Source organism: Undibacterium sp. YM2 (genome assembly GCF_009937975.1).
Lineage (GTDB): Bacteria > Pseudomonadota > Gammaproteobacteria > Burkholderiales > Burkholderiaceae_D > Undibacterium.
In genome coordinates this window covers 2,659,717-2,685,282 of the sequence record NZ_AP018441.1, presented here as the reverse complement: position 1 = coordinate 2,685,282, position 25,566 = coordinate 2,659,717, and the positions used below count along the sequence as shown (strand labels likewise).

At 49.5% G+C, this 25,566-nt stretch carries 25 protein-coding genes; 15 read left to right on the top strand and 10 right to left on the bottom strand.

The window, feature by feature from the left end:
• Positions 1–15 precede the first annotated feature (15 nt).
• The 3 genes from UNDYM_RS12195 to UNDYM_RS12185 form a co-directional block, all read right to left on the bottom strand.
• Positions 16–1,257, bottom strand: a complete 1,242-nt coding sequence (locus UNDYM_RS12195; protein WP_162041268.1) for an MFS transporter — start codon at positions 1,255–1,257, stop codon at positions 16–18.
• A gap of 85 nt (positions 1,258–1,342) precedes the next feature.
• Complete coding sequence (locus UNDYM_RS12190) at positions 1,343–2,653, bottom strand: homoserine dehydrogenase (protein WP_162041267.1); 1,311 nt, start codon at positions 2,651–2,653, stop codon at positions 1,343–1,345.
• A 28-nt stretch (positions 2,654–2,681) separates the two neighbouring features.
• Positions 2,682–3,911, bottom strand: coding sequence for a pyridoxal phosphate-dependent aminotransferase (locus UNDYM_RS12185; RefSeq protein WP_162041266.1), 1,230 nt, complete (start codon positions 3,909–3,911; stop codon positions 2,682–2,684).
• Positions 3,912–4,274: 363 nt separating this feature from the next.
• Here UNDYM_RS12185 and bla point away from each other — a divergent pair, with 363 nt between their 5' ends.
• From bla to UNDYM_RS12130, 13 genes are all read left to right on the top strand, one after another.
• Positions 4,275–5,186: a class A beta-lactamase gene (bla, locus tag UNDYM_RS12180; RefSeq protein ID WP_162041265.1), complete on the top strand. Its 912-nt coding sequence runs from the start codon at positions 4,275–4,277 to the stop codon at positions 5,184–5,186.
• An 84-nt stretch (positions 5,187–5,270) separates the two neighbouring features.
• The gene (locus tag UNDYM_RS12175) at positions 5,271–5,648 is read left to right on the top strand and encodes an Mth938-like domain-containing protein (RefSeq protein WP_162041264.1); all 378 of its coding nucleotides are present in this window, start codon (positions 5,271–5,273) and stop codon (positions 5,646–5,648) included.
• Positions 5,645–5,866, top strand: coding sequence for an ArnT family glycosyltransferase (locus tag UNDYM_RS31365; RefSeq protein WP_370529114.1), 222 nt, complete (start codon positions 5,645–5,647; stop codon positions 5,864–5,866). The genes UNDYM_RS12175 and UNDYM_RS31365 overlap by 4 nt, the downstream gene beginning before the upstream one ends.
• A complete protein-coding gene (locus UNDYM_RS31360; protein ID WP_370529467.1) occupies positions 5,863–6,252 on the top strand; it encodes an ArnT family glycosyltransferase in 390 nt (129 codons plus the stop codon). The genes UNDYM_RS31365 and UNDYM_RS31360 overlap by 4 nt, the downstream gene beginning before the upstream one ends.
• A complete protein-coding gene (locus UNDYM_RS12170; protein WP_370529466.1) occupies positions 6,231–7,334 on the top strand; it encodes a hypothetical protein in 1,104 nt (367 codons plus the stop codon). The genes UNDYM_RS31360 and UNDYM_RS12170 overlap by 22 nt, the downstream gene beginning before the upstream one ends.
• Positions 7,335–7,340: 6 nt before the next feature.
• The gene (locus UNDYM_RS12165; protein WP_162041263.1) at positions 7,341–7,712 is read left to right on the top strand and encodes an EamA family transporter; all 372 of its coding nucleotides are present in this window, start codon (positions 7,341–7,343) and stop codon (positions 7,710–7,712) included.
• Between the two features lie 64 nt (positions 7,713–7,776).
• Entirely contained in the window at positions 7,777–8,904 is a 1,128-nt protein-coding gene (locus UNDYM_RS12160; protein ID WP_162041262.1) for a DegT/DnrJ/EryC1/StrS aminotransferase family protein, read from the top strand.
• A gap of 19 nt (positions 8,905–8,923) precedes the next feature.
• A complete protein-coding gene (locus UNDYM_RS12155; RefSeq protein WP_162041261.1) occupies positions 8,924–9,889 on the top strand; it encodes a glycosyltransferase in 966 nt (321 codons plus the stop codon).
• A 10-nt stretch (positions 9,890–9,899) separates the two neighbouring features.
• On the top strand, positions 9,900–10,829 hold the full coding sequence (locus tag UNDYM_RS30315; protein WP_162041260.1) for a formyltransferase: 930 nt from the start codon (positions 9,900–9,902) through the stop codon (positions 10,827–10,829).
• A gap of 57 nt (positions 10,830–10,886) precedes the next feature.
• Positions 10,887–11,927: a bifunctional UDP-4-keto-pentose/UDP-xylose synthase gene (locus tag UNDYM_RS30310; protein WP_162041259.1), complete on the top strand. Its 1,041-nt coding sequence runs from the start codon at positions 10,887–10,889 to the stop codon at positions 11,925–11,927.
• Positions 11,928–11,938: 11 nt separating this feature from the next.
• Positions 11,939–12,874: a polysaccharide deacetylase family protein gene (locus UNDYM_RS12140; protein WP_162041258.1), complete on the top strand. Its 936-nt coding sequence runs from the start codon at positions 11,939–11,941 to the stop codon at positions 12,872–12,874.
• A 36-nt stretch (positions 12,875–12,910) separates the two neighbouring features.
• On the top strand, positions 12,911–13,393 hold the full coding sequence (locus UNDYM_RS12135; RefSeq protein WP_162041257.1) for a peroxiredoxin: 483 nt from the start codon (positions 12,911–12,913) through the stop codon (positions 13,391–13,393).
• Between the two features lie 116 nt (positions 13,394–13,509).
• Positions 13,510–15,225, top strand: coding sequence for a PhoH family protein (locus UNDYM_RS12130; protein WP_162041256.1), 1,716 nt, complete (start codon positions 13,510–13,512; stop codon positions 15,223–15,225).
• 100 nt (positions 15,226–15,325) lie between these two features.
• Here UNDYM_RS12130 and UNDYM_RS12125 read toward each other — a convergent pair whose 3' ends face one another.
• The 6 genes from UNDYM_RS12125 to UNDYM_RS12100 all read right to left on the bottom strand — a co-directional run bounded on the left by UNDYM_RS12125 (position 15,326) and on the right by UNDYM_RS12100 (position 21,990).
• A complete protein-coding gene (locus UNDYM_RS12125) occupies positions 15,326–15,523 on the bottom strand; it encodes a hypothetical protein (RefSeq protein ID WP_162041255.1) in 198 nt (65 codons plus the stop codon).
• 365 nt (positions 15,524–15,888) lie between these two features.
• A complete protein-coding gene (locus UNDYM_RS12120) occupies positions 15,889–17,775 on the bottom strand; it encodes an MFS transporter (RefSeq protein ID WP_162041254.1) in 1,887 nt (628 codons plus the stop codon).
• An 89-nt stretch (positions 17,776–17,864) separates the two neighbouring features.
• The gene (locus UNDYM_RS12115; RefSeq protein ID WP_162041253.1) at positions 17,865–18,596 is read right to left on the bottom strand and encodes a polysaccharide deacetylase family protein; all 732 of its coding nucleotides are present in this window, start codon (positions 18,594–18,596) and stop codon (positions 17,865–17,867) included.
• 2 nt (positions 18,597–18,598) lie between these two features.
• Positions 18,599–20,020 carry a hypothetical protein gene (locus UNDYM_RS12110; protein WP_162041252.1) on the bottom strand — a complete coding sequence of 474 codons (1,422 nt, stop codon included), beginning with the start codon at positions 20,018–20,020 and terminating at the stop codon, positions 18,599–18,601.
• Positions 20,021–20,027: 7 nt separating this feature from the next.
• The gene (lolD, locus tag UNDYM_RS12105) at positions 20,028–20,741 is read right to left on the bottom strand and encodes a lipoprotein-releasing ABC transporter ATP-binding protein LolD (protein ID WP_162041251.1); all 714 of its coding nucleotides are present in this window, start codon (positions 20,739–20,741) and stop codon (positions 20,028–20,030) included.
• Positions 20,734–21,990 carry a lipoprotein-releasing ABC transporter permease subunit gene (locus tag UNDYM_RS12100; protein WP_232063351.1) on the bottom strand — a complete coding sequence of 419 codons (1,257 nt, stop codon included), beginning with the start codon at positions 21,988–21,990 and terminating at the stop codon, positions 20,734–20,736. Before UNDYM_RS12100 ends, lolD begins: the two co-directional genes overlap by 8 nt.
• A gap of 65 nt (positions 21,991–22,055) precedes the next feature.
• Between UNDYM_RS12100 and UNDYM_RS12095 the strand changes: the two genes are divergently transcribed.
• Together UNDYM_RS12095 and recJ are read left to right on the top strand one after the other, a co-directional pair.
• Complete coding sequence (locus UNDYM_RS12095) at positions 22,056–23,051, top strand: hypothetical protein (RefSeq protein ID WP_162041250.1); 996 nt, start codon at positions 22,056–22,058, stop codon at positions 23,049–23,051.
• Positions 23,048–24,736, top strand: a complete 1,689-nt coding sequence (gene recJ / locus UNDYM_RS12090; RefSeq protein WP_162041249.1) for a single-stranded-DNA-specific exonuclease RecJ — start codon at positions 23,048–23,050, stop codon at positions 24,734–24,736. The genes UNDYM_RS12095 and recJ overlap by 4 nt, the downstream gene beginning before the upstream one ends.
• A gap of 22 nt (positions 24,737–24,758) precedes the next feature.
• Here the strand turns inward: recJ and UNDYM_RS12085 are convergent, their stop codons facing one another.
• Positions 24,759–25,466: an alpha/beta family hydrolase gene (locus UNDYM_RS12085; RefSeq protein ID WP_162041248.1), complete on the bottom strand. Its 708-nt coding sequence runs from the start codon at positions 25,464–25,466 to the stop codon at positions 24,759–24,761.
• Positions 25,467–25,566 lie beyond the last annotated feature (100 nt).

Here is a 25,566-nt window from a genome sequence, read left to right as displayed (position 1 = left end):
CATACAGCCTACACTTCATACTTTTTCCAGCCTGGCTTTCCACAGCAAGGCTGCGGCCAATAATTTTAATATGCAGGGCAAAGCGGCATAAGCTAGTGTCAGTGCCCGCAAACCACTCTCGCTGGCAACTCCAGGTACATAGCCCAGATATTCCAGCGCTGGCAAAGTCAGACCTGCTGCCAGCGCCAGGTTCATCTTGCTGGCCCAGTTCCAAACGCCAAAATAACTGGCTTCGTTTTTTTCGCTATGCCCCGCTGCATGAATGACTCCTGCCAGCAAGGCGGGTGGCAAAGCCAGGTCGGCTCCCAGGCTCATACCTGAAAAAATGCAAATCATCGAAAAAGCCCAGGCATCGCCGATACCTAATGCAAGTACGCCAACGAAACTGAGTACAGACAAAAGCATTGCCAACAACCATGCTTTGACTTCCCCTTTTCTGTGCGCCAGGCGAGTCCATAAAGGCATGGATAAAGCAGCCGCCAGAAAATACATCAGCAACAAAACTCCAGACAAATGCGCCAGATGCAAACGGTCTTTGGTGAAAAACAGGAACAAGGTTGCGGGTATCGCTGCGGCAATGCCGTTAACCACAAAGACCAGGAACAAGGCCCGGAAACTGCGGTTGGCGAATAGATGACGCAAAGACAGCGGTACATGAGCCACACCTGCCACCCCGGACTTTCGCGGTGTATGGTGTATCAGCAACCATGCAGTTATGAGCAGACTCAAACTCAGCATGCCAGACAAGATCGTGACATTGCCAAACTGGATGATGACGGCGGTCGCGATCACACCAACCAAACCACATGTCTCACGTACACTGGTCAGCCTTACTCTTTGCCCAGGCTCTTGCGTCAGGGACGCACCCCAACTCTGGTAAGCAATACTCACCAGGCTAAACCCTGCATACACAACCACCAGAGTGACGAAGAACCACAGAAAAGCAGGATTACCTGATAACTGGGGAGGATGGAACAAGCCAATGAAACCGGCAATCAATAATGGCAATGCCAGAGCGATATACGGCGCGTAACTACGACTTTGCGGCCTGCGGTCTATCACCGTACCAATAAAAGGATCAATGAAGGCATCCATGATACGTGTCAGTAATAGTGCTGTGCCTATCGCAGACAAAGACATGCCCAGGCGGTCAGCATAAAACTGCGGTACATAGACATAGATGGGTAATGCCACCATCGCCAGTGGGAAGCCAAACATGGCATAGGACAGCAATTGCGAGAGTGAGAGACGTTGCATATCATCCTGTTCGTGCTGTCTTTAAAAAATAAAAAAGCGCGATCATTATTCCATGACCGCGCTTTTTCGTTTGAAGCCTGATGATTTAGCTTAGTTCTTCCAGGCGCAGTTTCGTCACCGCACCAAAAACGGAGTCAAGTTTTTCTATCTTCTCTATGGCTGCAACGATATTTTTTTCCTTGGTCTGATGTGTCAGGATGATGATATCTGTCTGCGTTTCGCCTTCTGCTGGTTCTTTTTGCAGCATGGCATCGATAGAAATCGTCAAATCTGCCAGGATGCGCGTGACATCCGCCAGAACACCAGGCTTGTCTGCTACATGCATGCGCAGATAATAGCTGGTGACAATTTCTGCCATAGGTAAGACTGGCAAATCACTGAGGGAATTGGACTGGAAAGCGAGGTATGGCACACGATGCTCAGGATCAGCCGTTGCCAGGCGCGTGATATCAACCAGATCGGCAATCACTGCAGAAGCAGTAGGTTCAGAGCCTGCGCCCTTGCCATAGTACAGTGTCGCACCAACTGCATCACCATGCACCAGCACTGCATTCATGGCGCCCTCCACATTCGCGATCAGGCGTTTTTCTGGGATCAGGGTTGGATGTACGCGTAGTTCTATGCCAGCCTCAGTACGTTTACTGATACCCAGCAATTTGATGCGATAACCCAGTTCTTCAGCATAGCGAATATCGCTGGCTTGCAGCTTGGTGATGCCTTCGACGTGGGCTTTATCAAACTGCATGGGAATGCCATAGGCAATGGATGCCATGATGGTCGCTTTATGCGCAGCGTCGACACCTTCGATGTCGAAAGTAGGGTCTGCTTCTGCATAGCCCAGTTCTTGCGCCTGTTTCAGCACAGCGGAGAAGTCCAGACCCTTGTCACGCATTTCAGACAAGATGAAATTGGTCGTGCCATTGATGATGCCAGCAATCCACTGTATGCGATTGGCCGTCAAACCTTCACGCAAAGCCTTGATGATAGGGATGCCACCAGCAACCGCCGCCTCAAAAGCCACCATCACGCCTTTTTCTTCTGCCGCCTTGAAGATTTCATTACCATGTGTTGCCAGCAAAGCCTTATTGGCGGTAACAACATGCTTGCCATTGGCGATGGCTTTCATGACCAGGTCTTTGGCAATGCCATAACCACCTATCAATTCGATGACGATATCGATATCAGGATTGCTGACCACCAGATTGGCATCATTGACAACTTCACATTCACCATTGGTCAACTCACGTGCCCGTTCAACGTTCAGGTCTGCCACCATGGCAATCTCAATCGAGCGACCTGCGCGACGCGTAATCTCTAATTGATTACGCTTCAAAACGTTGAAAGTGCCGGAGCCGACGGTGCCTATGCCTAACAGGCCTACTTTGATGGGTTTCATAAGTTTTCTAAACAGTAAATTAAATTAATTAATTGGTGCCGTGACGCTTTCGGTATGACTCTAAAAATTGAGCAATACGCCCGAAAGCATCTGTCAAATCATCCGTATTGGGCAAAAACACAACACGGAAATGGTCGGAATTAATCCAGTTAAATCCCGTTCCCTGTACCAGCAATACGCGCTGCTCGGTCAGCAGTTCGTGGATAAACTCCTGGTCATCCTTGATGGGATACATCACGGGGTCCAGTTTGGGAAACATATACAGCGCAGCCTTGGGTTTAACGCAAGTCACACCGGGAATTGCCGTCAACAGCTTGTGCGCCAGATCGCGTTGCTTTAGCAAACGTCCACCTGGCCCAACCAGGTCATTAATACTCTGGTAGCCGCCAAGTGCAGTCTGAATGGCAAACTGGCCAGGTGCATTTGCGCACAAACGCATGGAGGCTAACATATTCAAGCCTTCAATATAATCCTTGGCATGACGTTTTTCACCTGACACCACCATCCAGCCAGCACGATAGCCGCAAGAGCGATAATTCTTGGACAGCCCGTTCAAAGTCAGGAACAGTACATCATCAGCCAGAGATGCAATGGAGGTATGCACTTCGCCATCATACAAAGTCTTGTCGTAAATTTCATCTGCAAAAACGATGAGCTGGTGCTGACGCGCCACCTCAACTATCTGCTGCAAGACCTCAACCGGGTACAAGGCACCGGTAGGATTATTTGGATTAATGACGACAATGGCCTTGGTATTAGGCGTGATCTTGCTCTTGATATCGTCGATATCCGGCATCCAGTCTGCACTTTCATCGCAGACATAATGCACAGGCTTGCCGCCAGACAGGCTGACAGCAGCTGTCCACAGGGGATAATCAGGCGCAGGCACCAATACTTCATCGCCGCTATTGAGCAAGGCATTCATGCCCATGACGATCAATTCAGAAGCGCCATTACCGATATAGATATCTTCTATGGTCACACCACGGATATGCTTTTCCTGAGTGTAATGCATGATGGCTTTGCGCGGTGCAAACATACCTTTGGAGTCGGTATAACCGGCGGCATTTTGCATATTGCGTATCATATCCTGCACGATTTCATCGGGCGGATCAAAATTGAAGACTGCCAGATTACCGATGTTGAGCTTGATGATCTTGTGACCTTCATCCTCCATCTGCTTGGCTTTTTCCATGACAGGACCACGGATGTCATAACAAACGTCTGCCAGTTTTTGTGATTTTTGTATGGGGCGCACCGCAACAATCCTTGATAATATTCATGAGTTGGCTGCATCCAGCTTGCAAGCTAAGCTGAAATTGAATGCAAGCGCATGATAAGCTGCAGTACAGGAATGCTGCACTGCCGAACGTTCCATTCTGCACAATGCGCCGAATTTTATCAATCAGAACTTAGCAAAAGCTGAATTCCAGAAGAGATTTTCGTCGATAGAGTCGCATCATGTATCGTAAATGATGGTTTTGCAACCTAATTGGCCCGAACAAACATATCGGTCAGAACAAAAACCAAACTTGCCGGTCTGAGTATCACATATTGAATATTGAGTATCGGCCCCAAGTACACATATATGGACTGTGTACTTAATTCAGTAAAAACCACCATGAAAAAACTGCTCCTATCCCTCTTGTTCAGTATAGTCAGCGTGAATGCTGCTTTTGCACAGAATGTGATCGAATCCATTGCCATGGACAGCGGCGGCAGACTGGGTGCCAGCCTTTTGGTACTGGAAACGGGGCAGAGTTTGTGGATATTGCCTGACACGGCTGCCCCCATGCAAGGTGTCAGCAAGCTGCCTATCGTCATGGCAGCATTGGCCGCAGTCGATAAAAACAAGCTGAAGCTGGATCAAAAAGTCACTATCAACAAAGAAGATTTGATCCCTGCGGACTTACCCAGCGCATTGCGTGATGAGCACCCTGAGGGCAATTTCAAAATTACCGCCAAGGAATTAATGCACCATGCCATCGTCGATAACGATGGAACTGCCAGTGATGCTTTGCTACGCTTGCTCGGCGGGCCACCTGCTGTCATGCAATATCTTGCGCAACTCGACATAAAAGATATCAAAGTTCTGGACACAGAAAAGGACCTGGCAAAATCCTGGAATATGCAATACCGCAATACAGCTACCCCCAAAGCCATGATTAAATTGCTGCAAACTGTTCAGGAAGGCAAAGCCCTGAGTCCCAAAAGCCGTGAATTATTACTGAAATGGATGACAGACACTGAAGTCGACCTGAAATCCACGTCAAACGCCTCCCCGAATCCCAATGCTGCCCGCATCAAGGCTTTACTGCCTGCGGGCACAGCCGTAGTTCACAAAGCTGGTAGCTCGCCTACGCATGGCAGTCTGACTGCTGCGCATAATGATGTAGGCATTGTTACCTTGCCAAATGGTCTCCACATGGCAGTAGCTGTATTTTTGACGGATAGCAAGGCTCCTCATGCATCCCGTGATTTAACGATCGCCAAAATTACCCGCGTTGGCTGGGATGCATGGTCAAAAAAATAGACCCGCAGCAATTGAATGCCCCATGACAGCGTACAAAAAACGTTACAATGCGCCACTTTACAGTCTTAACCTTGAGCTATATCGATGAAGTTGCACTCTACTCCTACGCAGCAATACCAGACCATCACTGCTTATGAAAAAGACAGTGTAGAAATTAATGCAATTACTTACACTTACAGCCTGATCGTGTTGCCAGAGACCAAGCCGCAGCAATGGTCGGCCACCAGTTTCGAGCAGTTGAGCGCTGAAGATTTTGCGCAAATTGAAGCCACTATTCCCGATGTTGTCATTTTAGGCACAGGCAATAAACAGCGCTTTGTTCATCCCAAGCTGACGGCTGCACTGGCTGCCAAACGTATAGGCGTTGAATGCATGGACAATCAAGCTGCCTGCCGCACCTATAATATTCTAATGGCCGAGGGCCGTAAGGTTGCGCTGGCACTGATTATGGAAGCTGCATGAAACAGACCTCCCCTTTTGACTCTCCACGCACGCTGTGGGCATTGACGATCGCCTTCTTGCTGGTCTGGTTTTACATGCTGGGTGCCAGGACGTTGGTTCCAACCGATGAAGGCCGTTATGCAGAAATGGCACGTGAAATGCTGGCATCAGGAGACTGGATTACCCTGCGCCTGAACGGCATCAAGTATTTTGAAAAGCCCCCCTGCAAAACTGGATGAATGCCCTGACCTTTGCCATCTTCGGTCTGGGCGACTGGCAGGCTCGTTTATGGACTGGCCTGAATGGCTTGCTTGGTGTTGCCGCTGTGGCTTATACCGGCAACAAGATATTCAGCCGTCGCGTTGGTATCGTTGCGGCTCTGGTACTGGGTTCAAGTTTCTGGTGGGCAGGCATGGGCCACGTCAATTCTCTGGACATGGGCTTGTCCGGCATGATGACTCTGGCTCTGTGTGGATTGCTGGTCGCGCAAATGTCTGGTGCCAATAGCAAGACGGAGCGCAATGCCATGCTGGTTTGCTGGGCGGGCATGGCGCTGGCGACGATGTCGAAAGGCTTGATCGGGTTTGTATTGCCGGGGGGGTATTGGTTATTTACACCCTGGTGACGCGTGACTGGGGCTTATGGAAACGCCTGCATATGGGCAAGGGTTTAATCCTGTTTTTTGCTATCACGGCGCCCTGGTTTATCTTGATCGCGATAAAAAACCCTGAGCATCCACATTTTTTCTTTATCCACGAACATTTTCAGCGTTTTACCAGTACTGTACATAAGCGTGGTGGCCCATGGCATTACTTCAGTCCTTTGCTCATCGTCGGTATCGTGCCCTGGATAGGTGTTTTGCTTCAAGGCTTATGGTCTGGAGTCAAAGATAAAACACCGGGTTTTCAACCGCAAAAAATGCTGCTCATTTGGGCAGCCTTCCTGTTTTTCTTTTTTAGTATTTCAGGCTCAAAATTGCCAGGCTACATTCTGCCTATCTTCCCCGCGCTCGCCCTTCTTATCGCTTGCCATCTGGAGAAATCAGATAATCGCCCAGTGAAAATAGCAGGCATCCTGTTCATTATATTTGGCATAGCTATCGCGGTCGGCCTCACAATCTATCTGGGCAAATTACATGAAGCAGACGCATTCGACCAAGCCTTGGCGATTGCATACAAACCCTGGATAATTTGCGTAGCCGTGTTGGCGATCATCGGCGGGGCGCTTACATGGCTACTGGCAGGTAAAGGCACGACAGGAAAAGACTGGGCAATTATTTGCCTCGCTGCCAGCGGTTATCTGGTAGGCCAGATAGGTTTTCTGGGACATAATCCTTGGGGAAAATATATTGCAGGCAGCGAATACATACCTGCAATCAAGGCTGAACTGATCTCACCAACTACACCTTTCTATGCAGTTGGCCGCTATGAACAGGCCTTGCCGTTTTATCTGGAGCGCACCACAACACTGGTTGAGTTCCCTGATGAAATGCAGTTTGGTCTTGAGCATCAACCTGAATTATGGATACCCAAGCGTGAAGACTTCGTCAAACAATGGCAGATGCATCAGGACAAGGGCGAAGCTGCCGTTGCCATCTTGCGTAATGATATTTATGACGATTTGAAAAAAACTGATTTCCCCATGCGGATAATCGCCAAGGACCCGCGCCGCGTCATCGTCGCCAATCTGGTTAATAAAAACAAATAAACAATTATGAATATCAATACCTTTGGCTTTATCTTCACCGGCATCATGCTCAATGCTGTCGCCCAGCTTTTGCTGAAGAAAGGCACCAATGCAGTTGGTGCCATTCATCTCACTGCAGAGAACTGGTTTTCAACGGGCCTGCAACTGGCAACGCAGTTACCCATCATTGGTGGCCTGACATGCTACGTCATTTCTGTCGTCGTCTGGATCATCGGTTTGTCACGCGTTGATGTCAGCATTGCTTACCCGTTGCTATCATTAGGCTATATCGTCAATGCCATCGGTGCATGGTATTTCCTGGGTGAAGTCATGTCCATGCAAAGGATGCTGGCGATTGGTGTCATTATCATTGGCGTAGCCTTGCTGGTAAAAAGCTGAATTGCCTCATTGGCACCCATCTCATATTCCATAAGAATAGCTTTGTTTTATTGAAAGGTTCACCATGAGTGATACACCCAAATTCCTGCCCTTCACCAAACCGACTATCGATGAAGAAACCATCGCTGCCGTAACAGAAGTCTTGCGTTCTGGCTGGCTGACCAGTGGGCCTAAAGTACAAGCTTTGGAAGCGCAATTATCTGAATATTTTGGTGGCCGTCCTGTGCGCACTTTCAATTCTGGTACCTGCACCATGGAAATTGCCCTGCGTATAGCTGGTATAGGCGCGGGCGATGAAGTGATCACGACACCAAATTCATGGGTGGCAACCGCCAACGTCATCATAGAAACTGGTGCAACCCCTGTGTTTGCTGACATTGATCCAAAAACACATAATATCGACCTCGACAAAGTTGAAGCTGCCATAACACCACGTACCAAGGCGATTATCCCCGTGCACATGTGCGGCCTGCCTTGCGACATGGACAAGCTTTACGCCATCGCCGACAAATACAAATTGCGTGTCATAGAAGATGCAGCGCAAGCCATAGGTTCCACCTGGAAAGGCAAACGCATAGGCTCTTTCGGTGACTTTGCCTCATTCAGCTTCCAGGTCAATAAAAACATCATGACTGGTGAAGGTGGTTGCCTGGTGTTGAACAATGCAGAAGAAGCACGCCTGGCAGAAAAATACAGACTGCAAGGTGTAACGCGCAGTGGTCTTGACGGTATCGATGTTGACGTACTCGGCGGCAAATACAATATGACAGATATTGCCGCCGCCATAGGCCTGGGGCAAATGAAACATCTGACAGAGTTCAATGCCAAGCGCGCGGCCCTGGCAAAGCACTATTTCACCAGCTTTGGTAGTGACTTTGAACAAAAGACAGGCGCAGAGTTGCCCATTGCCGACTTTGAAAACAGTAACTGGCACATGTTCCACCTGGTCTTGCCAGAAAGCGTCAATCGCGCAGCTTTCATGCAGCAAATGCTGGATCAACAAATTGGCCTGGGTTACCACTATCGCGCGATCCATTTGTTCAGCATGTACCGCGAGCGCGGTTTTACCGATGGCATGTTCCCGATTGCAGAACGCATAGGTAAGCAGATTGTTACTTTGCCATTATTTCCAGCCATGAACACAGAAGATGTCGAAAGAGTCGTGTCTGCGGTAAAATCCTGCCTTCTCTGAAATCGGCAGAACAATACCAATGAAACCCGAACTCTCTGTTGTCATACCCGTCTACAACGAAGAAGCTGGCCTGGCCAAGCTGTTTGAACGCCTGTACCCGGCGCTTGATACGCTTGCCGCGCGTGGTGTCAGCTATGAAATAGTGTTTGTCAACGATGGTAGCCGCGATAACACGCCTGCCTTGCTGGCTGACCAGTATCGCCTGCGCCCGGATGTTACGCGTGTCGTGCTGTTCAATGGCAATTACGGCCAGCACATGGCTATTCTGGCTGGATTTGAAGCTACACGCGGTGAAATCGTCGTCACCCTGGATGCGGATTTGCAAAATCCGCCAGAAGAAATCGGTGCCCTCGTCGATAAGATGCGTGAAGGCTATGACTACGTAGGCTCCATACGTCGCAAGCGCCAGGATTCTGCCTGGCGTACTTATGCGTCCAAGGCGATGAACCGCTTCCGTGAAAAAATCACGCGCATCAAGATCACGGACCAGGGCAATATGTTACGCGCCTATGGCCGCAATGTGATTAATCTGATTAATCAATGCAGTGAAGTGAATACCTTCGTCCCTGCCCTGGCTTATACCTTTGCGCGCAAGCCCACGGAAATCATCGTTGAGCACGAAGAACGTTCTGCCGGCGAATCAAAATATTCACTGTACAGCCTGATACGCCTGAATTTCGATCTGATGACTGGCTTCTCCATCATGCCCCTGCAATGGTTCTCCATGCTGGGCATGGTGCTGTCGGTCTTGTCTGGCGGCCTGGTATTGCTGTTGCTGATACGCCGCTTTGTGCTGGGCGCTGAAGCAGAAGGTCTGTTCACGCTATTTGCGATCGCCTTCTTCCTGATGGGTGTGATCCTGTTTGGCATAGGTTTGCTCGGTGAGTATGTAGGCCGGATTTACCAGCAGGTGCGTGGCCGTCCGCGCTATGTGGTGCAGACCATCCTGGAACAATCCACCCCGGATTTGCCTGAAGTTAATTAAGAAAGCAGAGATGACAACATCAGCATCCTCCCCTGCAACAGCGGTGGTTTTTGCCTATCACAGCGTCGGTGTGCGTTGCATCAAGACTTTGCTGGCACGAGGTATAGGCGTCAAACTGGTTGTTAGCCACACTGATAACCCGGCAGAAACCATCTGGTTTGAATCAGTGGCCGATCTTTGCCGTGAGCAAGGCATAACCTGCATCACACCTGATAACCCAAAATCAGCTGAATTGAAAGAGCGGGTAGCAGCCATAGCGCCAGATTTCATTTTCAGCTTTTATTATCGCCACATGTTGCCGCTGGATGTGCTGGCTTTGGCCAAACGCGGAGCTTACAACCTGCATGGTTCTTTGCTGCCTAAATACCGTGGCCGTGTACCAGTCAACTGGGCAGTCTTGCATGGTGAAACTGAAACTGGTGCCACCCTGCATGAAATGGCCTTGAAACCTGATGCAGGTGACATTCTTGCTCAAGTATCAGCGCCCATTTTGCCGGATGACACAGCCTATGAGGTGTTTGGTAAGTTGACGGTGGCAGCAGAACAATGTCTTTGGACTGCGCTGCCCAACTTGATCGCAGGTACAGCCAGGCGTTTGCCTAATGATTTGTCCGCCGGCAGTTACTTTGGCGGCCGCAAACCTGAAGATGGCCGCATCAACTGGGAACAGACTGCGCAACAGGTATATAACCTGCACAGGGCCGTTGCCCCTCCCTATCCGGGTGCATTTACCGATCAGGCTGGTCATCGATTTATTATCGTAAAAGCACGTTTATTCAAAGGCAACGCGGCAAATTTGCCGACAGGCTTACATGTAGTAGATAATAACGTCCTTGGCGTGTGTGGCGATGGTCACGCACTGCATATTATTGAATTGTTAATGGATGGCAAAGTCGTGGGCACGCAGGAATTGGCGGCCCTGTTAAAGCAAGTGGCATAAGCCTCTGTTTTGCGCATCTGAACTAGCAATCAACATTTACTTTAAAAAGAATTCATTATGAAAAAAGTCCTCATACTCGGCGTGAACGGTTTTATCGGCCACCATTTGTCCAAGCGCATCCTCGAAACCACAGACTGGGAAGTGTATGGCATGGACATGCAAACCGAGCGTCTGGGCGACTTGCTCAATCACCCGCGCATGCATTTCTTTGAAGGCGACATCACCATCAATAAAGAATGGGTGGAATACCATGTCAAGAAGTGCGATGTCATCCTGCCCCTGGTGGCGATCGCTACACCTTCCACATACGTAAAACAACCTTTGCGCGTATTTGAGCTCGATTTTGAAGCCAATCTGCCTATCGTCCGTTCTGCCGCAAAATACGGCAAGCACCTGGTATTCCCATCCACTTCTGAAGTGTATGGCATGTGCCATGATGAAGAGTTTGATCCAGAAGAATCTGAACTGATTTGCGGCCCTATCAATAAACCACGCTGGATTTATTCCTGCGCCAAGCAGTTGATGGACCGCGTGATCTGGGGTTATGGCATGGAAGGCCTGAACTTCACCCTGTTCCGCCCATTTAACTGGATCGGCGCTGGCCTGGACAACATCCACACACCAAAAGAAGGCAGCTCACGCGTCGTGACGCAATTCTTTGGCCATATCGTTCGTGGTGAAAATATTTCCCTGGTCGATGGCGGCGCGCAGAAACGTGCATTCACCTATATCGACGACGGTATCGACGCCTTGATGCGTATTATTGATAACAAAAACGGCGTAGCCAGCGGCAAGATCTATAACATCGGTAATCCATCCAATAATTTCTCCATCCGCGAGCTGGCACACATGATGCTGGATCTGGCTGCTGAATATCCAGAGTATGCTGAGACAGCCAAAAAAGTAGAGCTGACAGAAACCACTTCTGCAGCCTACTATGGTAAAGGTTATCAGGACGTGCAAAACCGCGTTCCAAAAATTACCAACACCTGCGAAGAACTGGGCTGGAAGCCGGTAACGACCATGCCAGACACCATGCGCAATATTTTCGACGCTTACCGAAGCCAAGTAGCGGAAGCACGCGCCTTGATGGATTAATACTGGATTACATGCCTACCATCGTTCTCAAGATCGACGTCGATACCTATCGCGGCACTAAAGAAGGCGTACCTAATCTGGTGCGCATTCTCAAGAAGCATAATGCAGGCGCAACTTTCCTGTTTTCCTTGGGCAAGGACCACACTGGCTGGGCCTTGCGCAGGGCATTCCGTCCTGGTTTTTTCCAAAAAGTGTCACGCACCTCGGTTCTGGAACACTATGGTTTCAAGACCCTGATGTATGGCGTGTTCCTGCCTGCCCCGGATATAGGTAGTTGCACGACCGAAATGCAGGCAGTACGTGATGCTGGTTTTGAGTGTGGCATTCATACCTGGGACCATGTAGTCTGGCAAGACAATGTGCGGGTGCGTGACCTGAGTTGGACTCGTAAGCAGATGGAGCAAGCCCACCAGCGCTTCCAGCAGATTTTTGGTGCGACGCCAAAAACCCATGGTGCGGCTGGCTGGCAAATGAATGATCACGCTTTTGCCCAGCTTGACCAGTTCGGCATGCAATACGCTTCCGATGGGCGCGCCATGCTCAATGAAGATGGCGGTCTCAGCGATCCGAAGGCTGGCCCTTACCGCCTGCAAGTGGGTGCCAATGTTATGTCCTGTATACAGATGCCAACAACCCTGCCTACTCTCGACGAGTTGCTGGGACGCGACATTGCAGGCAATGTCATTAGCGAGTCAAATATCGCTGCGAATATACTGGGACTGACAGCAATTCCAAAAGATCATGTATTTACCTTACATGCAGAGCTTGAAGGACAGAAACTCGCCCCCATATTCGAGGAATTGCTGACAGGCTGGCGCAAGCAAGGTTATCGTTGCATTTCCATGGCGGATTATTATGAATCCATCAAAAATGAGGATTTACCGACACGTCCATTATCATGGGCGGGCTTGCCAGGCCGTTCCGGAGAGCTGGTCGCCCTGATCTAGTCAGTCAGCAACATTTCTCCACCCCTAACCAAGGAGATGAAAGTGGCTGAGACCCCTTCTGCACTGCAATGCCAGGTACCTGAATTTTCCGCTGCCATGACTGGCGACAAAGCGTTTCAATTAAGTAACTACATTGGTAAAAATATCATTATTTATTTTTACCCAAAAGACAACACCCCAGGCTGTACTACGGAAAGTATCGCCTTCCGTGATCTCCACCCACAATTTCAGCTAGCCAATGCTGTCGTTTTTGGTATCAGCCGTGACAGTCTGCGCTCTCACGAAGGCTTTAAGAGCAAGTTAGGTCTGCCTTTCGAGTTGATTTCTGATCCTGATGAAACCCTGTGTCTGTTGTTCAACGTGATGAAAATGAAGAACATGTATGGCAAACAGGTACGTGGCATCGAGCGCAGCACATTTGTGATTGACGGCAACGGTAAATTAGTGAAAGAATGGCGTGGAGTCAAAGTAGCAGGACACGTAGATGAAGTACTCGAATTTGTGAGCGCCCAAACTTAATTGAACTCTCCAGAATTACTCTTGATAAAAGCCGCGAAAGACAGTGCCAGCAGCGATGTTGGTATGTCCTCAGCGGCTTTTAACTTTTCAGCTCTCACTTTTTGATTGAGGTTTTCATGCCATTGCCAAAAATGCCGACCAAGCCAGCAGCACTGCTTTCACCCAAGGATTATCCGAAGGCAGAAAAAGGCAAACCAGCCAAAACAATAAAATCCGCAACGCCAGAGAAAATCAAAGCTATTGATGTCGCCCCGGCACCACAAAGAAAGAAAATCGCAACGGTTCCCGCTGTTGTGAGCAAACCTGTTGCAGAGAAACCGGTACCGGCAGCCATCGCCAAAAGCTTGCCTGTCGTTGCTGCCAGCAAGGCCAAAACCCATGACAGCCGGGTCAAGTCAGGTACCAGCCGTGCTGCGGATAAATCTGGCACGACCAAATTGTTTGTACTGGACACCAACGTCCTCATGCATGATCCATCATCGCTATTCCGTTTTGAAGAGCATGATGTATATCTCCCTATGATCACGCTGGAAGAACTGGATGATCATAAAAAAGGCATGTCCGAGGTCGCCCGCAATGCGCGTCAGGTATCACGCTCGCTGGATGCCCTGGTAGGTGATATCGATCATCACGATATAGAAAAAGGCATCTTGCTGTCCAAACTGGGCAACAAGGATGCCAAGGGTCATCTGTACTTCCAGACCAAGCTGCAAAGTGCCGACTTGCCAGTTGGCCTGCCTAAAGGTAAGGCAGATAACCAGATACTTGGTGTAGTCCGTGCGCTGGAAACAGAAATGCCGGGCCGCCCTGTGGTACTGGTGTCAAAAGACATCAACATGCGCATCAAGGCGCGCGCCATGGGCTTGCCTGCCGAAGATTACTTCAATGACCATGTATTGGAAGATTCTGATCTGCTGTATTCCGGCATCGTGCAGTTGCCTGATGACTTCTGGAACAAGCATGGCAAGGGTATAGAAACCTGGCAAGAAAACCGCAATGGCCTGAGCACAACTTTTTACCGCATTACCGGCCCTGTCATCCCATCCCTGCTGGTGAATCAGTTTGTGTATCTGGAGCCCAAGAATGGTGAAGCATCTTTCTATGGCCAGGTCAGGCAGATCAATGGCAAGACTGCGGTACTGCAAACCTTGCGTGACTATGGCCATGTCAAGCATAGTGTCTGGGGCATCACCTCACGTAACCGCGAACAAAACTTTGCCTTGAATCTCTTGATGGACCCGGAATGCGATTTCGTTACCCTGCTGGGTCAGGCTGGTACAGGCAAGACCTTGCTCGCTTTGGCTGCAGGTCTGGCACAAGTGCTGGAAACCAAAACCTATAATGAAATCATCGTCACGCGCGTTACTGTGCCTGTAGGTGAAGACATAGGTTTCCTGCCAGGTACAGAGGAAGAAAAAATGTCGCCATGGATGGGCGCTTTTGACGACAATCTGGAAGTGCTCAACAAGTCTGATAATGACGCCGGTGACTGGGGTCGTGCTGCCACTCAGGATTTGATACGTTCGAAGATCAAGATCAAGTCCCTGAACTTCATGCGTGGCCGTACTTTCGTCAATAAATTCCTCATCATCGACGAAGCGCAGAACTTGACACCCAAACAGGTCAAGACCTTGGTAACACGCGCAGGCCCCGGCACTAAGATCATCTGCCTGGGTAATATTGCCCAGATCGATACGCCATACCTGACTGAAGGTTCCAGCGGTTTGACTTATGTCGTAGATAGATTCAAGGGCTGGGCGCATAGCGGCCATGTGACACTGGCTCGCGGTGAGCGTTCACGTCTGGCAGATCACGCGAGCGAAATTTTGTAATCAATAAATAGCTGGCGGCAATTGAAAATGGCACCCAAATTTGGGTGCCATTTTTTTAGCTGCTCATGAATTCACTCGAGTAGAACCCATAACGAAACCATTAAGGTTTAGGCAACTCCCATGGATAAGGAACATAACCTGGAGGTGGTTCCTCACCTGCACTTGGATCGTGGTTTTGTCCGCCATCACTATTATCACCACCAGAAACCATCAATATTTCCTGCTCACTCAATTCGCGTGCAATCTTCATTCCCATAACATCAGCCTTCGCTTGATTTTTTTCAGCTTGGATATTCATTATCAAAATTTCCTATGATTGCGCAGATTTTATGTGCTTAGGTACATGGTCTGCGATCCCATGCACCAAACAAGTGCATCACAACCATGTGTAGTCGTCATTCCCTGAAAGAACTATCAAGCAGACTAATTACACAGTACAAGCTAACTTTTATAAAAAATGTTAAATTGCGTATTAAGTATTAATTCCTTACCAAGGTATGTCAAGCGAATTGAATATTATATAAATAATTTGTTGTAAATCGGCTTACAAATCATTGGAGAAATTGAAAATTATTTCACCACAAAAAAATTGGCACCCTAAGGTGCCAAAATTTTCTGTCATATTCCAGCTGTGGGTGGCTTTGTCAAACTGAGCAGAGCACTTTATTTCCATTCCCCGCGCAACTCACTGACCTTTTCCTGCAACGCCTGAGGCGTCACATCCTGAGGCTGCATAACGTCGCCCACGACCAGTTCCAGTTTGGAAAATGGTCCGCGACGGAATGCGCGTCCGAATGAATTGCTTTTATCCCTTGAAAATACACTGCCCCATAGCCCACGCAAAGCCAGTGGATAAACCGGAACGGGACTACGTTCCAGTATTTTCATAATCCCGCCTTTGAATTCATTCAACTCACCTGTGGCGGTCAATTTACCCTCCGGGAAAATGCAGACCAGATCACCTTCATGCAAAGCCTGGGCTACGTCGATAAATGATTTCTCCATCAACCACGGGTCTTCTTTAGCCGGCGCAATCGGGATGGCCTTGGCAGTACGGAATACCCAGGACAGGAAAGGTATTTTAAATATCCGGTGATCCATGACAAAGCGTACCGGCCTCGGGCTCGACGCCATGATGACGATGGCATCCATGTAGCTGACATGATTACAGACGAGGATGCCCGCACCTTCATCGGGTATCCGTTCAGTGTTGATAGTTTTGACCTTGTAGATAGTGTGTATCAACAGCCAGGCAATAAAGCGCATCAGGAATTCTGGCACCAGACTAAAGATATAGATCGCCACGATGGCATTCAGGATGGCGGTTGCCATGAAGATTTGCGGTATCGTAAAGCCTTTTTCCAGCATGGCTACTGCCGACAAGGAGGCGACCACCATGAACAAAGCGTTCAGGATGTTCATGCCTGCTATTGTGCGCGACAAATGCTTTGGATCGCAGCGTGTCTGTATCAAGGCAAACAAAGGCACGATGTATAAGCCGCCAAAAATACCTATCATCGTGATATCGAACAGAATGTGCAAACTGCCAGCCTGCTTGATGAATTCCATTGCACCGACAGTTGCCACATTGGTATAGCTCAGACTGGATAAATACAAATCAAAACCAAATACCGACAAACCTATGGCACCAAACGGCACCAGACCAATCTCCACCTTATGACCAGACAGTTTTTCACACAACAAAGAACCAGCACCTATGCCAAAGGAGAAAATCGTCAGTAAAAGCACAAAGACACTGTGATCGCCATGCAGATAATCCTTGGCATACTGAGGAAACTGCGCCAGTACGATAGCACCATAGAACCAGAACCAGGAGTTACCCAGCAAAGACAAAAATACAGGACGATTTTGTTTGCTGAAACTGATATTCCTGATGGTTTCAGTGGCCGGGTTCCAGTTGATTTTCAATTCTGGCGCAGGCGCAGGCGAATCGGGAATACGCAAAGCCGTCAGGTAGCCCATGATGGCGACGACTATCGCACCGCCAGCCACCAGCTCAGTCCCCCAGGGTTTACGCACCACCAGCATGGCACCGAGGATTTCTCCGAGCAGAATACCGACAAAAGTACCCATTTCTATCAGGCCATTGCCACCAACCAGCTCGTCGGTCTTCAGATGCTGAGGCAAATAGGCGTATTTGACCGGGCCAAACAAAGTGGAATGTATCCCCATGCCGCAAACAGCCGCAATCAGGAGCCACAGATTATGCGTCTGCCAGCCGACAGCCGCTACCAGCATGATGCCAATCTCGAGTAGTTTGACATTGCGGGCCATGCGACCTTTTTCAAATTTATCAGCCAATTGCCCTGAAGTCGCAGAAAACAGTACAAAGGGCAAAATGAATAAGCCAGGAATCAAGTTATTGAGCAGCCCGACTTTCATGTCAGTCCAGGACAAGGCGTCATACGTCAGTATGGTCAGCAAGGCTGTCTTGAACACATTGTCATTGAATGCGCCGAGAAACTGCGTCCAGAAGAAAGGGGCAAAACGGCGCTGCGACAGCAGGGTAAACTGGCTATGTTGGCTCATGGATGTTGTCGGCTACCTGAAAAATTAAGATTAAAACTGCAAGGATTGTAACTTACTCAAATCAGAATTGAAAAAAACCATGCACAGCGTCAGGAAAGAAAAAAATCTATGGCTTTATGAACAGGTAGTATCTGACAACTCTCCTGCGTCGCCATCTGCAGTGCAGTTTCCAACAGAGCCGGAGTTGTCCCCCATGGCCCTGGTGTTTCACTGACTTCATGGCTGTATAAAATCAACCAGCCACCTACAGAAGCAGTGTGCTTGATCAGGGCAATGATCTCATCTTGATTATTGTTCGCAGAGTACAGGGCTTGTGCGCGCAAGGCAGACAAGTCGGCACGACCAGTCTGGGTGCCGCCGCCGGTAATGCGGCTATATGAAAATCGTTTGGCTGCTGCCAGCTTGCTACCCAGGTCATAGGCACCAAAAGGAAAGGCAAAACCGCGATTAGCGATATTGTGTTGCTTGAAAAAAGCCTGATTGCGTTCCCAGTCAGCCGCTAAAAAATCTAAAGAAGCATTAGCGCAATTAGTATGGGAATAGGTATGGCAGCCAACTTCATGCTCGTTTTCTACCAGGCGCCGCAAATCCTCCACACTATGACAAGGCTGGTTTTGCTCAACGCCATCGGTCAGGCTGCCACAGATATAGAAAGTACCGCGTGCCTGGTATAACTCCAGCAGCATGGCTCCCTGATGACAGGCACTGGCGGGTACATCGTCAAAACTGAAACTGACCACTCCCCTGCCCTTATTGAGTGGCAACCAGCGATTTGCTGTGTGGCGTGCCGCAAATCGGCTCAATCTTTGTGCTAGCCCCATGATCAACGCAAACTATCCGAGGCGCTCAAGGAGTGCTGGTAGCGCTTCAAACCCATGCGCGAATTACTCCCCGGCAAATTTTCATAGGTATATTCCAGTCCTAATTTAATCACGGCCTGCTTCAGATTTATGCCATCAGATTCACGCTGGACTTTTTCATAAAAACTATCCAGCACCAGTCGGAAACCCCGTTCAAATTCATAAGCGCCGCCCAAACCGACGCGTATCAATTTCTCTTTGCGCGATGTGCCATCGGCCAGTGTCGCAAGACGCGGCACCAATACATTATCGCTATTTTGAAAAAGCGTGGAGAAATTCATCTGCGATTTGTCTGAATACTTCCACTGTGCATCAAAGCGTAATGCCTTGCTCAGCACATAGACGACAGTGCGGTCAACAATGGTAAAAGGCCGGTCCCACAACTGCAAATCCAGGCGCAATTTTGGTGAGTAATGATAGGTACCACGCAATAAAATATTCGACAAATTGGTGTCGCGTTCTGTCAGCACATCGTACTTGCGTTTGATCACCCCCAGATGCGCACTGGTAACAGACTTGCTGCTGTAACGCCATTCAGCATCGAGAAAGACCTCTGACTCTTTATATGCCTTATCCAGGTCGGCAATATCCTGCTCATTACGGTCCGGGAAATTCGTTTCCGACAAACGTGTCCCGATTTCAACGCTTGATCCAGTTGGAGAGTAGTAGCGCCCACTCAATTGCCTGCCACGCTCGTCAAAGTTATATAGCTGATTCAGGGGCAAATCATAATTCAGGCCAGCCCTGTCCAGACTGGCATTCAAGGACCATTCATCAGTCAGTTTAAAATTAACATTGGCAGAAGCACGTTTTTGGTGCGAGATATCTTTATCTGTCAGGCTGCCATTGATGTATTGAAATAACCTGTCTTCTTTACCCGCAGTGATTTGGCCATTAATAATCTGTCCTGCTGCCCATTGGAGCGTGGCATCGCCTGCTAACAGATGGTGATCGAGTTCTTTATAGTTTTTATAATGCCGGTTACCAAGCGAGCCCGTCAATATCAGGCGGGTGCGGTCCGATAAAATGGGGATGATGGCGCCAGCCCGCACATCGGTGCCGGTTATGCTATCGCGATTGCGAAACTTTTTGTCGTCGGCAACGCCAGGCTGACCTGACTGCTCACCTTGCCCCTGGTCACCTTGATCAGGCTGTGTGGGCTTGGCTGTCTGCTCGTAAAAGCGAAACGGATTACTGTCGCTGGTCAGCGAAGTTTCCAGTTGCAACACCAGCTCTACTGTATCTGCCGCATGTACAGCCGATGTAGATGATGCGAGCACAGATAACAGACCAAGCATGACCCAGCCACCTGGTCCGGTAGAAAAATGAGCTATGGAAAACGCAGGATCACGTCTCCTGAAATTCATTTTGCTGGTTTTTCGCATGCCATTTTTATTGTTGTTGCAAGCCGCGTTCAGTCAAACGGAAAACCCGGTCACAGCGCCCGGCCAACTCCGCATCATGGGTAACAATCACAAATGCCGTACCCAGAGTTTGCGATAATTCCAGCATCAAGGCAAACACCTGTTGTGCTGTACTACCGTCAAGGTTACCTGTAGGCTCATCTGCCAACACGCAGGCAGGCTGTGTTACCAGAGCGCGCGCCAAAGCCACACGCTGTCTTTCACCGCCAGACAATTCACCAGGAACGTGCTTGAGTCTATGACCAAGGCCCACTTTTTCCAAAATTGCCTGTGCCACTTTTTGCGCTTCACTTCTTGCCATGCGACGGATGATAAGGGGCATGGCCACATTATCCAGCGCAGAAAACTCAGGCAACAGATGGTGAAACTGATAGACAAAGCCCAGCGCATGATTGCGCAACTCTCCGCGCGCGGTCTCATTCAGGCTGGCAAAATCCTTGCCCTGCAAGGTAACCGTTCCTTTGCTTGGGGTATCAAGCCCACCCAGCAAATGCAATAAAGTAGATTTGCCGCAACCAGATGCACCGACGATGGCGATTCGCTCACCCTTGTAGATGCTCAGATTGATTTCATTCAGGACATTGACAGATTCCAGCCCTTGCGAAAACGTCTTACCCAGGCCGCTGCAGGATAAAATCATTTCTTGTTTGTTCTTTTCTTGACTCAATACTTGATCATTCATAACGCAATGCCTCCGCAGGTTTCACGCGTGAAGCACGCCAGCTAGGATAGATAGTGGCCAGCATGGCCAGAATTAAAGCGACACTACCAATAGTCAGCACGTCAAACAACTGCACATCCGATGGCAGTTTACTAATGACATACACTTCTTTGGACAGCAGTTGTATACCCAATATGCTTTCTATGAAAGGCACGATGACGTCAATATTCAGGGAGATCAACAGGCCCAGCCCCACACCAGACAGCGTACCGAGGCAACCAACGATGGTGCCTTGTATCACGAATATTTTCATGATCGATGAAGGAGCCGCCCCCAGGGTGCGCAAGATGGCAATATCAGCCTGCTTGTCTGTGACCGTCATGACCAGAGTAGAAACCAGGTTAAACGCAGCCACGGCGATGATCAGGGTCAGGATGATAAACATCATGGTTTTTTCTGCTTTTACGGCAGCGAAATACACCTTGTTCTGTTGTGACCAATCACGGATCAGCAAATCGCCTGACAAAGTGCGCGACAACTCCAGCGCCACCTGTGGTGCCTTGAGCATCTCCTTGATGCGCAGACGCAGGCCGGATGGCGAATTCAGGCGGAAGAATTTTTGCGCATCTTCTATGTGCATGAATGCCATGCCAGAATCATATTCGTAGTGCCCAGCCTCAAATATGCCGACGACATTAAAGGCTTTCAGGCGAGGAACAACGCCCGCAGGCGTCATCTGCCCCTCGGGCGCAGCCAAGGTAATTTTTTCACCTATGCGTACCCGCAAACTGTTGGCCAGTGCTGATCCCAGTACGATATTGAATTCGCCAGGCTTGAGGTCTGCCCATTTGCCATACTTGATTTTGCTAGCGACATCCGAGACCTTGGGTTCTTCTTCAGGCAAGATGCCTCTGATAATAACACCGCGCATGACATCTTCACGGATGATCATGGCCTGACCATCGACGTAGGGAGCTGTTCCCGTGACAGCAGGATTTTTTTGCACTTCCAGCGCTGTTGAACGCCAGTCAGGCAAGGCACCACTGGCATCAAAGACTTCGACGTGGGCCAGTACGGACAACATGCGGTCCCGAACTTCTTTCTGGAAACCATTCATGACTGAAATGACAACAATCATGGCTGCCACACCCAGTCCTATACCCGCCATGGAGATCAGCGAGATAAAAGAAATAAAGCCGTTACGCCCACTACGCCGCCCTGCCCGCGTATAACGCAAGCCGACCAGCCATTCAAAAGAGAGATTTTTCACTGCATTTACACTTGTTATGAAAGCAGCCAGCAGTTTGCCATACGTTTGCCATACAATACAGCACTATGAGCCATTTAGAATTGATAATCCCTTTCGGGATTCCCCCTGCCAGCCTGGCCAAAGACCTGTTAAAAGAAATGCACACCCCTGGATTAGCCAGACTGATCGCTAGCGCAGGCAAGGCTAAAGTACAGGCAATAGACGATTTTTCACGCGCACTAAGCTACGAATACTGGCTTGCCAGCCAGTTTCCTCCTGGGGATAAAGCAAATAGCCCACCTCTTGCCTGGAACCGCATGAAAGCTTGCGGTCTGACACCGGAAGCAGGCTATTGGTTCCTGCTACAGCCCGTGCATATTCATATTGCCCGGGATCATCTGGTATTGACAGATCAGCGACGGCTGCATATCGGCGAAGCCGAGTCCCGCGTTTTATTTGAGCAGGCTAAAGCGAGCTGCGAAGAAATAGGCTTGCAGCTCCTGTTTGGCGACGCCCAGAACTGGTTCTTGCGCGCTGACGCGTGGCCTGAACTGCAAACAGCCACGGTGGATGCCGCTTGCGGTCACAATATCGATATCTGGATGCCCAAAGGTGAGTTTGAAAGGGCGTGGCGCAAACTGCAAAATGAAATACAAATGCAGTGGTTCACACACGACATCAATGCTCAACGTGAGATGCGCGGTGCAAAAGTCATCAATTCCGTCTGGATATCAGGCGGCGCGCAAAGCTTGCATCCAGAAATGAAGCAAATTAGCGAAGCGACTGACTACGCCCAGCATTTGGCCCAGTCACCAGCCGGAAACAAGCACGCACCAGCTTTGCTCGGCAATCTGTCTGAAGCAGCCATCAACAATGACTGGGCGCTTTGGCTGGACAATATTCATGTGCTGGAAAAAAAATGGTTTTCTCCATTGCTGACAGGTTTGCGCAACAAACAAGTCAGCAGTTTGAAACTGCACTTCAGTGATGGCCACAGAATTGCCAGCTTTGATGTCACTCCGTGGTCCTTGCGTAAATTCTGGGTCAAGCCTTCATTACATCACTTATTTTCGATTTCATGACACGCATTACAGTACGCCCCTGCCCTTTCCGTGAATCTGAAATGCTGCGCCAGAATGGCCTGCATCCCGTATTGGCGCGCCTGTATGCCTCACGCGGTGCAACAGCAGAAAAAGAACTCAGCACCGAGTTGAATGCCATGCTGCCGCCTGCCGGGCTTTTGCATATAGACCAGGCTGCGAAATTTTTGGCAGATGCCATCGCGCAAAATAAAAAACTCGTCATCGTCGCCGATTACGACTGCGATGGTGCGACTGCCTGTGCGGTAGGTTTGCGCGGCTTGCGCATGCTGGGAGCAAATGTTGATTACATTGTCCCGAATCGTTTTGAATATGGCTATGGCCTGACGCCAGAAATCGTGGCATTGACGCAAAAAGAGAAATCCCCTGATGTCATCGTCACTGTCGATAATGGCATTGCCAGTGTGGATGGCGTGGCAGCGGCCAATGCCCAGGGCATTGCCGTGGTAGTCACGGATCACCATTTGCCGGGTGATCATTTGCCGGATGCTGCTGTCATCGTCAATCCAAATCAGCCTGAATGCGGCTTTCCCAGCAAGAACCTGGCCGGTGTAGGCGTCATGTTTTATGTCTTGCTGGCTTTGCGGGCAGAACTACGCCAGCGCGGCGTGTTCGACCAGCAAAATCAACCCAAGCTTGATACTTTACTGGATCTGGTTGCGCTAGGTACGGTTGCTGACGTGGTTAAACTGGATGCCAATAACCGCATCCTGGTGGCGCAAGGCCTGAAGCGCATGCGCGCTGGCCGGATGTGTGCGGGCATAGCTGCACTATTCCGCGTAGCTGGCCGCGAACCACACAATGCCAGCCCTTTTGATCTTGGCTTCGCTCTTGGCCCCAGACTCAACGCTGCTGGTCGTCTGGCTGACATGGCCCTGGGCATAGAATGCCTGACCACGGATGACGAAGGCCGCGCCTGGCAAATCGCGCAGGAATTAAACAGCATCAATGCTGACCGCAAAGACATAGAACGTGAAATGCAGGATGTGGCGCTGCTTCACCTGGATGATTTCCAGCCACAAGATAGCAATACCATTACCGTGTTTGATGAAAGCTGGCATCAGGGTGTCATTGGTATCGTCGCCTCGCGCCTGAAAGACAAGTTTTATCGCCCCACGATTACCTTTGCACCTGGAGGCGAGGGATTGATCAAAGGTTCGGGTCGTTCCATACCAGGCTTTCATTTGCGTGATGCGCTTGATCTGGTATCCAAGCACGCACCCAGCCTGATACAAAAATTTGGTGGTCATGCAATGGCAGCAGGTCTGACCTTGCGGTCTGAAGACTTCCCGGCATTCCAGCAGGCTTTTGAAGCCGTAGGAAAAAGCTGGTTACAGGCACACCAGCTTGAGCGGGTGGTAGAAACTGATGGTCCACTGGAAGAGGCCTATTACACGACAGACTTTATCCGCCTGCTGGATACGCAAGTATGGGGGCAAGGTTTCCCTCCCCCCATATTTTGCGATGACTTTAAACTGATATCCCAGAGAATATTAAAAGAGCGCCATTTAAAACTGGTGCTGGAGAAAAACAAGCTGCGCTATGATGCAATCTGGTTCGGCCATACCGACACCCTGCCTGAAAACGTCCACGTTGCCTTCAGGCTCGATGCCAATGAATACAATGGTGTCACCAGAGTACAGTTAATGGTGGAGCACATAGATTAACGCCGTATTGGTGGCACTCAATTTACTGAAGCAAGAAACCCTGGATGTGGCAGGCTAGCAAAGCCAGGTTGCGCTCCAGTTTGCTGGTAGCCACCGTCGTATCTTCATCAGGTATCTCCATACTGTGATTACCTTCCAGCACGACAATTTTGAATCGTGCTGCCATGGGCCCGGCAAACTCCCGCAGAGTATCGAGTTCGCAATAGGGATCTGCATTCCCGGCCAGCATAAGAACTGGCCTTTTTTCTAGCTCAGCGCCGGGATAATTCTGTTTCACAAGGCTGAGTTCTTCCTCTCCAGATTTGTCTGCCACACATAAGGGCGTCAATAGCACACAGCTTTTCACAGCAGGCTGTTGCTGAAAAAAGCGCCAGGCGACTATGGAGCCAAAAGATTTCCCTGCGATCGAAATATTCTGTTGTTGTATGCGCCCATCATTTGTTGCCAGGCGCAACACTGATGTCATGTCCTGCAACTCCGGTATTAAATCTGCTGAAGGCTGTCCACGGGCCGCGTCAGAAGTATAAAAAGACCAGTTGAATCTGAACACAGCAAAACCTTGCAACAGCAAGTGATGGGCTAATTGTGCCATGACTGGCCGGTGCATGTCATAGCGCAGACCTGGTGCCAATATCACTGCAGGAAACGGACCAGGCCCTGCCGGGAACCCTGCGATAACATCGGGGAATATGTCATCCGACCAGTTGATTTTTTCTAAGTTAGTATGCATGAAACGCTGAGATGAATAGTGAAGTGCATTGTTTTTGTAAATTGCTTATACCTGAAACGTATATCGATTTTGACGGCACAAGCAATCTTTTGGTTCCGCG